Annotated in this window: 14 protein-coding genes; all 14 read left to right on the forward strand. The window is 72.4% G+C overall.

All coding sequences use genetic code 11. From position 1 onward, the window contains the following. Window positions 1-21 precede the first annotated feature (21 nt). The 14 genes from ACH4EB_RS35980 to ACH4EB_RS36045 all read left to right on the forward strand — a co-directional run bounded on the left by ACH4EB_RS35980 (window position 22) and on the right by ACH4EB_RS36045 (window position 13,747). A complete protein-coding gene (locus ACH4EB_RS35980; RefSeq protein WP_398352597.1) occupies window positions 22-1,257 on the forward strand; it encodes a cytochrome P450 in 1,236 nt (411 codons plus the stop codon). A gap of 104 nt (window positions 1,258-1,361) precedes the next feature. Next, entirely contained in the window at window positions 1,362-2,675 is a 1,314-nt protein-coding gene (locus ACH4EB_RS35985; protein ID WP_398352598.1) for a GntR family transcriptional regulator, read from the forward strand. Window positions 2,676-2,688: 13 nt separating this feature from the next. Beyond that, a complete protein-coding gene (locus ACH4EB_RS35990; RefSeq protein WP_398352599.1) occupies window positions 2,689-5,784 on the forward strand; it encodes a lantibiotic dehydratase in 3,096 nt (1,031 codons plus the stop codon). Next, complete coding sequence (locus ACH4EB_RS35995; protein ID WP_398352600.1) at window positions 5,781-6,239, forward strand: hypothetical protein; 459 nt, start codon at window positions 5,781-5,783, stop codon at window positions 6,237-6,239. The genes ACH4EB_RS35990 and ACH4EB_RS35995 overlap by 4 nt, the downstream gene beginning before the upstream one ends. Before the next feature lie 52 nt (window positions 6,240-6,291). Continuing rightward, window positions 6,292-6,780: an NUDIX domain-containing protein gene (locus ACH4EB_RS36000; protein ID WP_398352601.1), complete on the forward strand. Its 489-nt coding sequence runs from the start codon at window positions 6,292-6,294 to the stop codon at window positions 6,778-6,780. 93 nt (window positions 6,781-6,873) lie between these two features. Then, on the forward strand, window positions 6,874-7,374 hold the full coding sequence (locus ACH4EB_RS36005) for a hypothetical protein (RefSeq protein ID WP_398352603.1): 501 nt from the start codon (window positions 6,874-6,876) through the stop codon (window positions 7,372-7,374). 88 nt (window positions 7,375-7,462) lie between these two features. Then, window positions 7,463-7,687, forward strand: coding sequence for a putative ATP-grasp-modified RiPP (tgmA, locus tag ACH4EB_RS36010; RefSeq protein ID WP_398352605.1), 225 nt, complete (start codon window positions 7,463-7,465; stop codon window positions 7,685-7,687). Continuing rightward, window positions 7,681-8,733 carry an MvdC/MvdD family ATP grasp protein gene (locus ACH4EB_RS36015; protein WP_398352607.1) on the forward strand — a complete coding sequence of 351 codons (1,053 nt, stop codon included), beginning with the start codon at window positions 7,681-7,683 and terminating at the stop codon, window positions 8,731-8,733. Before tgmA ends, ACH4EB_RS36015 begins: the two co-directional genes overlap by 7 nt. Continuing rightward, complete coding sequence (locus ACH4EB_RS36020) at window positions 8,730-9,719, forward strand: hypothetical protein (RefSeq protein ID WP_398352609.1); 990 nt, start codon at window positions 8,730-8,732, stop codon at window positions 9,717-9,719. The genes ACH4EB_RS36015 and ACH4EB_RS36020 overlap by 4 nt, the downstream gene beginning before the upstream one ends. 353 nt (window positions 9,720-10,072) lie before the next feature. After that, window positions 10,073-10,597 (forward strand): DUF6879 family protein, encoded by a 525-nt coding sequence (locus ACH4EB_RS36025; RefSeq protein WP_398352610.1) that lies wholly within the window; start codon window positions 10,073-10,075, stop codon window positions 10,595-10,597. Window positions 10,598-10,630: 33 nt separating this feature from the next. Then, on the forward strand, window positions 10,631-11,479 hold the full coding sequence (locus ACH4EB_RS36030) for a helix-turn-helix domain-containing protein (protein WP_398352611.1): 849 nt from the start codon (window positions 10,631-10,633) through the stop codon (window positions 11,477-11,479). A gap of 62 nt (window positions 11,480-11,541) precedes the next feature. Further along, window positions 11,542-11,943, forward strand: coding sequence for a hypothetical protein (locus ACH4EB_RS36035; RefSeq protein WP_398352613.1), 402 nt, complete (start codon window positions 11,542-11,544; stop codon window positions 11,941-11,943). Next, entirely contained in the window at window positions 11,940-12,107 is a 168-nt protein-coding gene (locus tag ACH4EB_RS36040) for a hypothetical protein (protein WP_170251608.1), read from the forward strand. The genes ACH4EB_RS36035 and ACH4EB_RS36040 overlap by 4 nt, the downstream gene beginning before the upstream one ends. A 68-nt stretch (window positions 12,108-12,175) precedes the next feature. Continuing rightward, window positions 12,176-13,747: an asparagine synthase gene (locus ACH4EB_RS36045; protein ID WP_398352614.1), complete on the forward strand. Its 1,572-nt coding sequence runs from the start codon at window positions 12,176-12,178 to the stop codon at window positions 13,745-13,747. Window positions 13,748-13,751: the final 4 nt, after the last annotated feature.

The following is a 13,751-nucleotide window of genomic DNA, read 5'->3' on the forward strand; positions in this document are numbered from 1 at the left end:
CTACAGACAAGGGTGACTTCGATGCCTGTCCCGGCCCCCACCAGCGAGGTGGACCTCTTCGACGACGAGGTCCTGGCCGACCCGTATCCCGCCTACGCGGCGCTGCGCGCCGCTGGCCCGGCCGTGCGCCTGGAGCGCCATGGTGTCTGGGCGATCCCCGGCTACGACGACGTACGCGCCGCCCTGCAGGACCCGCACACCTACCCCTCCGGCGGCGGGGTGGCGCTGACCGAACAGGTCAACGCCGAGGTCCTGGCCGGTACGGTGCTGGCTGCCGACGGGGACGCCCACCGGCGCCTGCGCAAGGTGCTCTCCGTCCAGCTCGCCCCGCGGGCGGTACGGCGTCTGGCGCAGAGCGTCGGTGCCCGCGCCGACCGTCTGGTCGCCGAGCACACCCGAGGCGGCGCCTTCGACGCGGCGGCGCTGGCCCGGCAGATGGTCACCGAGACCGTGCTGGACCTGATGGGCCTGCCCGAGACCAGCGAACCGACGGTGGCCGGCGGTGCCGCGGCGACGTTCGAGGTGTTCGGCCCCGCCAACGCACGCTACGAGCGCGCCCTGCCGACCGCCCGCGCAACGGTGGACTTCCTGGCGAAGAACGTCACCCGCGAGCAGGTCGCCGACGGCTCATGGATGCACGCCATCTTCCGCGCGGTCGATGCGGGCCAGATCCAGGAGAACGAAGCTGTGCCCCTGGCCTCGGCGTATACCGCCGCCAGCATGGACACCACGATCGCGGGACTGACCGAGACCCTCTACCAGCTCGCCCGCCATGCCACGCAGTGGGACCGGTTGCGCCGCACCCCGGCGCTGGCCGAGGCCGCCTTCCACGAGGCCCTGCGTCTGGAGGCCCCCGTCCAGGGCTTCGGCCGGATGGTCGCCCGCACCACGGCCCTGGGCGGCGTGCGCATCGAGGCCGGTGAGCAGGTGTGGCTGCTGTACGGCTCGACCGGCCGCGACCGCCACACCTGGGGCCCGCGCGCCGACCGCTACGACATCGCCCGCACCGGATCCCACCAGCACCTGGCCTTCGGCGCCGGGCCCCACCTGTGTGCCGGCACCCCGCTGGCCCTGCTGCAGGCCGGCGCCGTCCTGCGCGCTCTCGCCGCCCGCTGCCCCCAGCTTGCGCCGGCCGGGGAGCCGACGCGGACGGTCAACAACGTGCTGCGTGGCCGGTCGAGCGTGCCGCTGTGCGCCGAGCTGTCCCGGCACCTGCCCCCGACGGCCACCGCCCCGGCGAACAAGGCAGCGCGGTGACCCCCGGCCCGGCCGCCGCGCCGCCGCTCCTCACCGGCGACGAGGACAGGCCGATGCCCCAGTCCTCGGGCGCCGGTGACCCGCCCCCCGGTCAAGGAAACCGTGTGAAGGCCACAACCATGTACGCCCCGGCCGATGACGACGGCATTGATCTGCGCGCGCTGCGCGGTGACATCAAGCTGACGGCCCACGTCACCCGGCTCCGCGCCCCGGCCGCCGTCGCCCGTAACACCGAGCTGCTCCATGAAGCTGCCCGCACGTGGTGGCCGGTGGCCCAACGGTGCCGCCAGGCGGCGGTCGGCTCCCCCGCCGACCAGCGCCGGTGGGACCAGCTCCTGAAAGGTGCTGACCCCGGCCGGGCGGTCAAGGCGTCCTTCACCGAGCTGACGGTGCTGGCCGGTGCGGTCCGGGAGCTGCTGCGGGCGATCGAGGCCACGACGTTGGAGTGGCCGAGCGTCTGCGAGATCGCACACCGCATCGAAGACGCCCTCCACAACGAGACGTACCCGGTCGGCAGCCCGGTCGCGGTCTCCACCGTCGCCACGGCGCTGGAAGTGCCCGTCGAACTGGTCAAGCTGGCTCTGTCAGATCTCGCCGAGTCGGGACTGCTGGAGCGCCGGGGACAACGGCTGTTCGTCGTGGGCAATGAGCAAGTGTGCCGCGAGCAGACCCAGTTCGTCACCGAGCGGCTGCGGGCGCAGATCGCTTACGGTGTCTATCCACCCGGCACGCTCCTTCCCTCAGCACCCGAACTGGCCGCCGCGTTCGTCACCAACCTGACGCCGGTGCGCGCCGCCCTGCACCACCTGGCTGCCGAGCGTCTCGTCCGGCTGCGCAAGAACGCGCCGGCCATCGTCTTGGAAGCAGCCCGGCGCCTGCCCTCCCCCGCACGCCACGCCCCGGATCAACGACACGCCTCCCATCCGCAGGTCTATGACCACGAGGCCATCACGGCCGCTGCCCGGGCCGGGCGCGAGCAGTGGCGCCGGCATCCCCGGCTGTCCCCGGAAGACGTGACCGCCCAGTGGGAACGGCTGCGGGCGATGGCCCGGCAGATGCTGGGCACGCTCGAGCCGTCTCGGTCCCCGTTCCGGCACCGGCGCGATACCGCCCTCATCCGAGCAGCCGAACTGGAATCCGCGCCCCTGCCCGAGGCCCCGGAGCCGCGCCGCTGGCACACCGCGTGCCTGGCCACCGCCGTCGCCGCGCTGCTGCCCTACACCCGGGGGCACCTGCCGGTGACGCACGCACCCGCCGCGCACCAGGTCCCACCCCGCGGCCCCCAGGGCTGTGGAGCGATGGGCCCCTACACCGCGGACGACTTCGTCCTCGACCTCCGTGACGCCGAAGTGCCGGGCACCGCAGGTGCCTTCGCCTTCTTCTTCGGCGATGACCCCGACGCCCGCACCTTCACCTGACCAAGGGACAGACATGGCCACCTTGCTGCGCTACCGGTGCGAGCCGTCCGCTCTGGTGCGCTCCGTACACCACCCCGGCATCACGGTGCCGCCCTGGCCCGACCTGGCCGACACCTCCCCCGCGGGCATCGAACGCTGGGCGACGTGGATGCGGCAGGTGTGGGGGACCGCCGTCATCGCCGACGCCGTACGACACGCCAGCCCGGACCTCGCGCACGAACTCGACGCCCTGACCGCCGGCGCGGCGCCCGCCGCTGCCACCGCCTCCAAGCTCATGCTCGCCCTCGCCGGATACCTGCTGCGCGCAGAGCACCGGGCCGCACCGTTCGGCCTGTTCGCCGGGGTCAGCGAGGCCCGCTTCGGGCCGCGGACCACCGTCCGCTGGGGCACGGGGCACCGGGCCGTGGCCCGGGCCGACGGCACCTGGCTGACCCATGTGATCGCCGTCCTAGAAGCCCTGCCCGAAATCCGGGCCCACCTGACGCTCGTGGCCAACAACATCGCCGTTGTCCGCGGGGACCGCCTCGTGGTGCCCTGGCAGCCCCGGCGGCCCGGTGCCCGCACCACCGCCATCCGGGAAGTCTCCGTACGCCACACCCCCGCGGTGCGCGCCGCCCTGGAGCGGGCCAGTGCCCCCGTCCGCTACCGGGCCCTGGCCCGCCGCCTTGCCGAGGTCTCCCCGGACGTCGAGACGCGCGCCGTGTGCGCTCTGCTCGACGAACTGATCGCCCACCGGTTCCTGATCAGCAGCCTGCACCCGCCGGCCACCGAGCCCGACGCCCTGGGCCACCTCCTGGACCAACTGGAAAGCGCCGGCGCCCACCAGGTCCCGCCGGCCGCCGCAACCATCGCGGCGCTGCGCGCGGTCCATGACCTGATGGGCGAGCACAACAGGCTTCCGGCCGCCGCGGGCAGGAGCCACCGCAGGGCGCTGGTCCAGCAGATGCGCGAGCACGCTGACGTCCCCGAGCCGCTGGCCGTGGACCTCCATCTGGACGCGGAGGTGCAGGTGCCGCGCGCGGTGGCCTGGGAGGCCGAGGCCGCCGCGGCCGTCCTCGCCCGGCTCACGCCCTGCCCCTACGGCACCCCCGCCTGGCAGACCTACCGCCGCCGCTTCCTGGAACGCTACGGGCCGCACGTGCTGGTCCCGGTGCTGGAGTGCACCGACCCGGTCACCGGCATCGGCCTGCCAGACGGCTTCCACAGCGCCGCCCCCGCACCGCGCCCCCCGCTGTCGTCGCGCGAGCGTCTGCTGCTCGCCCTCGCCCAGCAAGCCGTGCTCGATGGCCGCGACATCGAGCTGGACGACCACCTCATCGGGCGGCTGGCCGTCGGCGACCCGGCCCGCATGCAGCCCCCGCCGCACACCGAGCTGCTGTTCGACCTGCACAGCCCCTCCCCCGCCGCGCTCGACCACGGAGACTTCACCCTGCTCCTGCGCGGCGTCTCCCGCGGCTACGGCCACCTGAGCGGGGGCCGGTTCGCCGCCCTGCTCGCCCAGGACCCGACCAACGCCCTGCTGACCACGCTGACCCGCCCGCCCGCCGGCACCGCGGGCGCGCTGCCGGTCCAGCTCGCCTTCCCCGCCCTGGCCTGCGGCGCCAGCCACATCACCCGCCTCCCCCGCCTCCAACAGCACCTCGTCAGCCTCTCCGAGCACCGGGCCCCGGAGCCGGACAACACGTTCACCCCCGACGACCTCGCCGTGCTGTGCGACGGCCAGCGCCTGCACCTGGTCTCCCGCTCGCGCGGCCAGGTCCTGGAGGCGTCCAGCCCGCACCCGCTGCAACGCGAATGGCACACGCCCTGGCTGGCCCGCTTCTGCGACGAACTGGCGCGCGGGCACACCGCCGTGCTGACCGCGCTGGTCCGGGCCTTCAACTGGGGCGCCGCCGGTACGCTGCCGGTCCTGCCCCGGCTGCGGCACGGGCGCACCGTGCTCAGCCCGGCCACCTGGTCCCTCGACCACGCCAACCTGCCCGGCCCCGGCGCCTGCCCGGCCGCCTGGGAGGACGCCTTCGCCGAACTGCGCGCCCGATGGCGCCTGCCCGACACCGTGCTGCTGGAGGACTTCGACCAGCGCCTGCCCCTGCACCTCGACGACATCGGGCACCTCGCGCTGCTGCGCCACCACCTCAACCGTGCCCAGCACCCCCTCGCCCTCACCGAAGCGCCGGACGAGCGGGCCTACGGCTGGTGCCAGGGCCGCGCCACCGAAATCGTGACGCTACTGCGCTCCACCGCGCCTCCGGCCCCCGCTCCGCCCGTGCCCACCAGCACCCCGCCTTCCAGGAACGAGGTGCCGGGGGCCGGCCCGTATCTGTGTGTCCGGCTCTCCGGAGTCCGCGGGCCCAGCCATGCCCCAGTGCTCGACCAGTTGCCGGCCTTGCTGGCCGAATTTCCCGGCACCGCGCGCTGGTTCCTCCCCGAGCCGGATTTCACCATGACCTTGGTTGTCCGGTTTCCGGAGGCGCGGGCCGTCGGCCCGGCGGTGCAGGCCGTCGGCGCCTGGGCCGTCCGCCTGGTCAAGACCGGCTCCCTCGGCGCGATGGAGATCGTCCCCTACCGGCCGCACCTCGGACGCTGGGGCGCCGGGGCCCAGCTCACCAGTGCCGAGAACTGCTTCGCGGCCGACTCCTCAGCCGTCCTCCACCAACTGCTCCACGTCCGCGGGGCCGACCCCCGTGTACTGGCGGCGGCCAACATCGTCGCCATCGCGACCGCGTTCCACGAGGACACCGGCACCGGCCTGCGCTGGCTGACCGCCCAGCCCAAACCCACCGCCGCCAGGCCGCTGCCGCGCGCCCTGCACCAGAGCGCCCTTCGCCTGATCACCACCGACGGCCGCTGGACAGGGCTGCGCGCCCTGCCCGGCGGAGACGGCCTCGCCGACCGCTGGGACACCCGCCACCAGGCACTGGCCGCCTACCGATCCGCGCGCGACCGGGCGGGCCGCACCGACCACGACGAGGTGCTGGCCGCCCTGCTGCACGAACACCACCATCGCACCGGCGCCGACAGCGACGAGGAGAAGAGCGCGCTGCGCCTGGCCCGCGCCGTCGCCCTCGCCCACCGCGCCCGTCACCTGGTCACCGGAGGCACACGATGACCACCCGGGCCATCCCCACCCCGCCCGCGCCGATACCCGCTGCGCGCCGCCCCGGCCACCCGTCCCACGACGCCCGTTGGCTGCGCGGTCTGCGCGAGGCGTACTTCGCCGCCGTCACCGCCGGCCTTGAACGCCCCCCGCGCGTCGGCCTGTACGTACTGGTCGATGACGGGCAGGACCCGGCGCCCCGACTGGCCACCGCCCACGGCCTGGCCACGGTCAAGAACTGGTCCATCACCTGGCGGACCTTCGATTGCACCGGCCTGACCGACCCGGCCACCCGCCCGCAACTGGCCCGCGCCTGCCACGCCGTCGCCCGCGGCGAGATCGACGGCCTCGTGATCGCCTCCCGCACCGACATCTCCCCGTACGACGACCACTACGAAACCGCCCTGCGACGGCTGCGCGCCCGCGGCGGCTTCCTCGCCCCGGCCCTGCCCGAGACCGCCACCTGAGACCACCACATCCGACCGACACCACTCCCCACTACCAGGACATGGAGATTCCGTGACCACCCCGGACACCACCAACCACTTCACCGACGCGCCTTCACGACGCATCGGGTCCCAGGGCCTGATCCGCAGCGAGAAGGGCGCGATCTTGCTGTTCGAGTCGCGCCGCCGCGTGGACCGCGGGGACCAGCTGACCTGGAACCTGCCGGGCGGCTGCGCCCAGGGCAACGAGGACCCGCAGGCGGCCTGCAAGCGCCGGATCCAGGAGAAGTCCGGCCTGCTCATAGAGCCCGGGCGGCTGCTGGTCATGCACTGGCAGCCCGCCAAGGACGGCACCGTCGAAGGCCACAACTACGTGTGGGACGGCGGTGTGATCAGCCAGCACACCGAATTCCAGCTCTCCACCGCAATCACCCAGTACCGGTTCGTGCCGCGCAGACAACTCAGCGCCTACGCACCCCAGAGCCTGGTGGAACGGATCGACGCCGCGCTGCACGCCCTCGGCCACGAACACGACGGCTACCTCGCCGGCCGTGCCGGGTAACGACCGCCACCTGCGCGTACCACCCTGCGCCGCCACCCACGGCGAGCGCACTGCCGCTCCGCGATGCTTCGCACCAGCCATCGGACGAGAGAGATGATGAAGGCACTGCGCACCCGGCCCCGCCACAGACCGCGCCGCCGCACGGCGCGGGCCGCAGGTCCTCTGATCGAAACCATCGGCGGCGCGGACTCCGGTGCCACCGTCGCGTGGGCCGGGCCCGCCCTCGCGCCGGCCCGCGACGACCAGGTGCGGTGGCGATGTGAGCTGCTGGAAACACCCACGGCTTCGCATGCAGCCCGGACACAGCGCGACGCCGGGCACGGACCGGCCCCCTCGGCGGCCGTGGCGGTCCGATGGCTGATCACCTCACTGCTCACCTGTTCCCCCTCGCTGCCCGCGCAGCGCGCCGAGGCCCTGGTGGACTGGGCCACCGATCCGTTGATCCGTGACGTGCTGATGCGCGCCCTGGACCGGTACGGACTGTCCGTCAGCGTCAGGGTCGCCGACGACCACGGCGCGCTGACCTGGCGGGTCGAGCCCGTCGCCGGGCCCCACCGCACCTGGCTCCACACCAACGAACCGGCAGTGGCATGACTCCCGCCCCCGCCCCGTCCTGCCCCGCGGGCGCTCACCACCGCCCAGCCTTCTCCGCTACCTCCGCTCATCCCAACAAGGAGTTCTCATGGCCTTTCAGCAGTGCACGAGTTCCCGTCCCTTCGCCCTGCGCCTGTTCACCGCTCCGGTCACGTCCCAGTGCCGCTCCCTCCCGGGGACGTACGACCCCCAGCTCCAGATGACCGTGACCGCCGACGGAACCCCGCGCATCGCGACCTCCTACGCCGCACGCAGTCAAACCTGCGGCGGGCTGACCACCCAGACCGAGATCGAAATCATGGACGTTTGCTGACCGGTGCCGCGCAGACCGGGCGGCTCCGCCCGGTCTGCATCCTCACCACCGACGACGACAGCACCGCTGACCGCATTGTGTGGCAGTTGGGCCGACTCCATGTCCCGGTCCACCGCATGGACGTCGCTGATTTCCCTCAGCACGCCCAGCTCGATGCCGTCCTCCGTGCCGGCCGGTGGACCGGACACCTGACCACGGCCCACTGGACGCTGCGCCTGGAGGACATCGGCGCGATCTGGTGGTGGCACCCCAGCCCCCCGCGGCTGGACCCCACCGGCATGGCGCCGAGCGAGACCGCCTGGGCCCAAGCGGAGGCCCTGGCCGGCCTGGCCGGCGTTCTGGCCACCGTGGACTGTGTCCACCTCAACCACCCCAGCGCCACGCGCGCCTCGCAGAGCAAACCCGACGCGCTACGGCAAGCGGCGCGGTGCAACCTCGCCGTCCCCGCCACCTGGATCGGAAATTCCCCCGCGGCCGGCATCCGCTTCACCCAGCAGGCACCGGCCACCGTCTGCAAATCCCTCGTCACCCCTGGCCTGACCTACCCCGACGGCACCTCCAGCTCCTTCCACACCAGTGAGGTGCGCACCACGGACCTCGACGCTTCCATCACCCATACCGCCCACCAGCTTCAGCGGGCCATCGCCACCCAGTACGCCATCCGCCTGACCGTGGTCGGCGACCAGGAGTTCGCTGCCCGCATCGACGCCCACAGCCCAGCCGCGCAGGCGGACTGGCGCTCCGACTACGACGCCCTCACCTACTCCCACGCCTTTCTCCCGGACAGCGTCCGTCGTGGTGTGCGGCGGCTGCTGCACCACTACCGCCTGGCCTACGCCGCGATCGATCTCCTGGTCGACGACCAGGGCACGCACTGGTTCGTCGACCTCAACGCGGCAGGCCAGCACGAGTGGATCCAGCGCAAACTCCCGGACCTGCACATCGCTGAGGCCCTCGCGCAGTTCCTGGCACGCACCCCTGCCCCAGGCAGCCACCACCCCACCCACCACGGCATGGTCCACCTACCCGCACAGGAGTCTTCATGACACAAGAGTTCCGGTTCGGCACCTACAACCTCTTCAACCTGGGCATTCCCCGCTCGGCTCAGGAAAAGGAGCGTTACGGCTGTCTCATCGAGACGGTGACCGAAGCGTTCCGCAACCGCCGAGGGGCGCTGGCTGTCCAGGAGATCACCGGGGACAGCCGGGCCGATGCCGGCCGGGTTCTTCGCATGTTCGCCGACGACACCGGCCTGGTCTCCCAAGCCTCTCGGCCGCGGGGGCGCCGCATCATCCCCGCCCTGGCCAGCCAGCATCCGGGAACCTGCGACAGCGTCCGCTTCCACGTCGCCCTGCTGTGGACCCCCGACGTGGAAGCCGTCCCCCACACCCTGCGCCGCTATGACGGCGGAATCGACTTCTGGCACGGCATGGTCACGGTAGTGCTCGACGCCGGCGGACCGGTCCCCACCAAGTGGGGCTCATTCCACGCGAATCCGTTCTCTCCCGTCCGGCGGGTCGAAGAGGCGCGTCGCGTCCTGTCCGCTTTCCAGGGCGAAGACGACCAGGGCGCGATTGGGGCCGACTGGAATAGCCTGGACGCCGCCCGGCGAGCCGATGGTTCCTACTACGACGCGGACCGCTACGCCGGCCAGCGGCACCGCAAACTGCGCTATCAGGTGCACTTCGACCCAGCCCGCCCCGATGCGCCGCCGGTGGCGAACCGGGACGCGGCCGTCTTGCTCAGCCAGGAGCCCGGCGGCCTGCACGACGCGGCCCCGCTGCTCGACGTTGCCTGGGAGCCAAGCTGCGGTCACTGGCTTGACGGGCAGGGCCGCCCCGATCCCTTCGGCCCCGGTCGCATCGACACCACCCGCGCCACCCTCCGCCTGGCCCGCACCGCCTACGCGCACACCACCCATCACGGGCCGAAGGCGAAAGCCGCCAGCGACCACTTGCTGGTGACCACCGACTACGACCTCGACCGGATGGCGGCAGACCCGGCGCAGCCGGGATCGCCTCCCGCCTCCTGAGCAAACGCCGTGAACACCACAAGGGTGCACCCCACATGCTTCACGGCGGTCACCAAGCCCACACGGCATCGAAGTCGCCAGGTCCCCCGATATGGCGACCAAGGCGCGTCAAGCAGTACACGGACGTAGGGAGGCAGTAATGGCATTACGGTTCATCGGTATCGATCCGGAGACAGGCGGCGGCAATTGCCCCGCGGTGTGGGTGGACGAGGCCAGAGGGGAGATCATTGTGCAGGGCTGGTGCGCTGACGGCGCGACGCTCCAGGAGTGCGCGGTGAGCAGTCCCCGGCCCGAAGGGGAGGCTGTGGTCCGTATCCCCGCCCGTATGGCGGCCCAGCTCAGAAAGGCGTGTGATGTCGCAGACGGTGCCGGACTTCACTGAACTGCTCGACGGTGCGCGGCACTCGGCCGTGCACTTGGAGATGCGCGATGTCTACGCCGTCGAGGAGGAGACGGCGACGGTGGACGCCTGGCGGCGCGAGGGAACCGTGCCGGCAGCCGACTCGGCGTTCTGGCGGCCGTGGGTGGAGCTGGTGAAGCGGACCACCGCTCGCGGGGTCACGATGCGCCGGGCACGGATCGTTTCGGAGCCCGTGAGCCCGTACATCCGCTTCGAGCACGCGATCACTCCGGTCAATGTGGCGGCCGGCGAGCAGGTGCGGTGGCTGCCCCGGGCGCACGCCTCCGGCCTGGCGCTGCCGGGCAACGATTTCTGGCTCATCGACGAGCGGGCCGTGCGCTTCAACGTCTTCTCCGGTGACGGCCGGGCCGTCGCCCCGCAGTTCACCGAGGAGGCGGCGGTGGCCCGGCTGTGCACGCAGGCGTTCGCCGCCGTGTGGGAGCGTGCCGTACCACACGACCAGTACACGCTGACCTGATCCGACCACCTCGCCCTCACTGGAACGCTGCGCGTGTCCGCATCTTCGTCTTCGGCCGTACAAGAAGCCCGCCGTGCCCTGGCGGTGCGCCTGCGGGAGATGCGGCGCGCCAGTGGCCTGACCACCGGCGAGCTGGCGGCGCGGTGCGGCTGGCACAAGTCGAAGACCTCGCGGCTGGAGAACGCCCGCACGCCGCCCTCGGACTCGGACATCCGGGCCTGGTGCGCGGCGTGCGGGGCGCTCGATCAGGCGGAGGATCTGCTCGCGGCCGCGCGTACGGCGGAGTCGATGTACGCCGAGTGGCGCCGCCTGCACCGCAGCGGCATCCGCCACCACCAGGAGGCGGCCGTCCCCCTCTACGAGCGCACCCGGCTGTTTCGGGTGTACTGCTCCAACGTCGTCCCCGGGCTGCTGCAGACCCACGCCTACGCCGCCGCGCTGCTGTCGGCGATCAACCGGTTCCAGGGCACCCCCGATGACGGCTGCGAGGCCGCTGACGCGCGGCTGTCCCGCTCGCACATCATCCGCGAAGGCCGCCATCGCTTCCTGCTGCTGGTGGAGGAAGCCGTCCTGCGCTACCGCCTTACCGGGCCGGGGCCGATGACCGCCCAGCTCGACTTCCTGCTCGAAGCCATGGCCTTTCCCGCCGTCTCCCTGGGCGTGATCCCCGTCAGCGCACGGCGCACGATGTGGCCCCTGGAGACGTTCATGGTCTTCGACCAGGAGCGGGTCCAGGTGGAGACCCTCTCCGCCGAGATCAACATCACCGCCCCCGGCGAGGTCAGCGTGTATCTCAGGGCGTTCGACCATCTGCAGCGGATGGCGGTGTACGGCGATGCGGCCCGGCGCCTGGTGCTGGGCGCCCGTGCCACCTTCGAGTGAAAGCGTGCAACTTCGTAGAACTTCCTTGAGCCCCAACGCCGCGGCCTTCTACGTTCGTTGGCATGGAAGAGGTCGCCGCGTCGCTCGCCCCTGAAGTTCCGGCCGAGGAAGCCGACGCGCTGCCCATCGATGTCTCCTCGATCGAGGGGACCTGCGCCCGCGCCCTTCGTCCCCGGCGCCTGCTGACGCAGGCCGGCCTGGCGGAGACGGCGCAGGCACTGCACGGCCACCTCAAGCTGCTCCTTGCGCAGGACCCGGGTGCGCTGACGCCCCTGGCCCAGGACGCGGCCCAGGACGCCACCCGGCTGCTGGGGCTTGCTGACTGCACCGAGGCCGCGACGGCATGCCACCGGCTCCGCGCGTTGGCGCAGTTGTGTCTGATCCTCCTCGAACCGCACCGCCCACCGGCCCCGCCTGCCGCGGAGTCCGGCCGGTGTACCCCGCCTGCCCAGGAAGGCTCATGAACGACTTCATCGCGCCCTTGCCGAAGCACCGCATCTCGCGGGTGAACGCGCTGTTCACCACCAAGGTCGTGCGCCGGGTTCAGGCGCCGTGGGAGTGCCACGAGTACAAGAAGGTGGCCGGCTCCTCCGATGCGGCGAGAACCTACGACACGACTGCTGTCTGATCCATGTTCGCGCCGGGGCGCGGCCTCGTGGCGGTGCCCCGGCCCTCTGGTGGTGGCCGGGAGGCTGCGTGATCAAGTTCCGGTTGACTCCGTACAGCAGCGGAGGCTGGCGGTGGGACGGCACCCGTTACGCCTCCGGCGGCGGGCACGACCAGGTGGTGCCCTACGCGCACCCGCTGGTGGAACAGGCCGCCGTCAGTGACGGGCGCCGCACCCTGATCATGGTCCGGGAGCGGGTAGCGGGACACCCGGCGTCACGGACTGATGTGCAGCAGGTGCCGAGGGACGAGTACGACCAGGCCCGGCGGGCGGCCGAGCGGTGGCCGGCGGACTGGGTGCTCGTCGAGTGGGTGCCGGATGAGCCGGTGCAGGTCACCGCGGGCCCGTGCCGCACTACCCCGCTGTATCTCGCCGCAGGCGGCAGTACGCTGCACGGCTCCTGGGAGATGAGGGACCTCGCACCGTTCGCGGGCGGCCTGAACGCACAGGAGGTAGCCCGGCTGCTGCTCTACCGTCCCCGCTACAGCAGCGACACCGTCTTCACCGGCATCCAGCGTCTGACCGAGCGGGCCACGGCACACTTCGGCGGCGCCCTGTTCCTGCGCTATCCCGAGCCCGCCCTGCACAGCGGCCCCCGCCAGCTCGCCGAGGACGCTGACGTGCTCGGGGCGTTCGTGGGGGCGATGGACGGCGCCTGGGACCTGCGTCCCCTCGACACGGTGACCACCGCCCTGCACCTGACCGGCGGCTTCGACAGCGGCGTCCTGGCCACCCGCGTGGCCGAACGCTTCCCGGACCGCTTTGCCACCGCGGCCCTGCTCATCGGCGGGCCCGGCCGCGCCCAGCAACTGCGCCGCCGCCAGCAGATGCGCGAGGCCGTGCGCTTCGCCGAGCCCGACCTCCTGCTGGACGCGATGGTCACCGCGCCGCTGCACCGCGACTGCGCCCGCGTCAACGCAACACTGATCAGCCCCTACGACGAACCGCTGTACCACCCGTTCCAGCGGCTGGCCGAAGGGCTGGCCGCCAACGGCGCCCGCGCCGTGGTCACCGGCCTGGGCGGCGACGAGATGGTGGCCCTGTCCCAGGACGAGTATCCGCACCGGCCCATGGGCGAGCTGGCGGACACCGCCCGCCTGCCGTGGATCGGCGAGCACGGCCGCAGCGCAGCCCAGTTCGGTGACGCCGGCATCGCCCCGCCGGCCGTGGTCAACAGCATGACGCTGCTGTCCCTGGAGACCACCGCCCCGCTCCTGCTGCGGCAGGGCATCTGGCCGGTGCACCCGTTCACCGACCCGGTCATGGTCCAGCTCGGCGAGTGGCTGCCAATCGACTGGCGCGAACTCAAGCAGCTCCAGCGCCGCCGCCTGGCCGCCCTCGCCCTGGACAAGGACGTCACCCAGCCCAGGCTGCGGGAGTCGTTCGCCGAAGTGGTCCAGCACGCCCTGACCGTCCACGCCCGGCCGCTGTTCGCCCGGATGCTGCGCGACGGCTCCCCCCTGTTCGACGACAAACTCGTTGACCCCGACGGTCTGCGCCGCGCCGTCGACCGGCTCAGCTCGGGCGACTACCGCGAGGACGGCGACGCGCAACTGCTGGAAGTGACCACCTTGCACCTCGCCGCCGAAGCCTTCCTGTGACCCC

Origin of the sequence: Streptomyces sp. NPDC018045 (assembly GCF_044327445.1) — a bacterium.
Classification (GTDB): Bacteria; Actinomycetota; Actinomycetes; order Streptomycetales; family Streptomycetaceae; genus Streptomyces.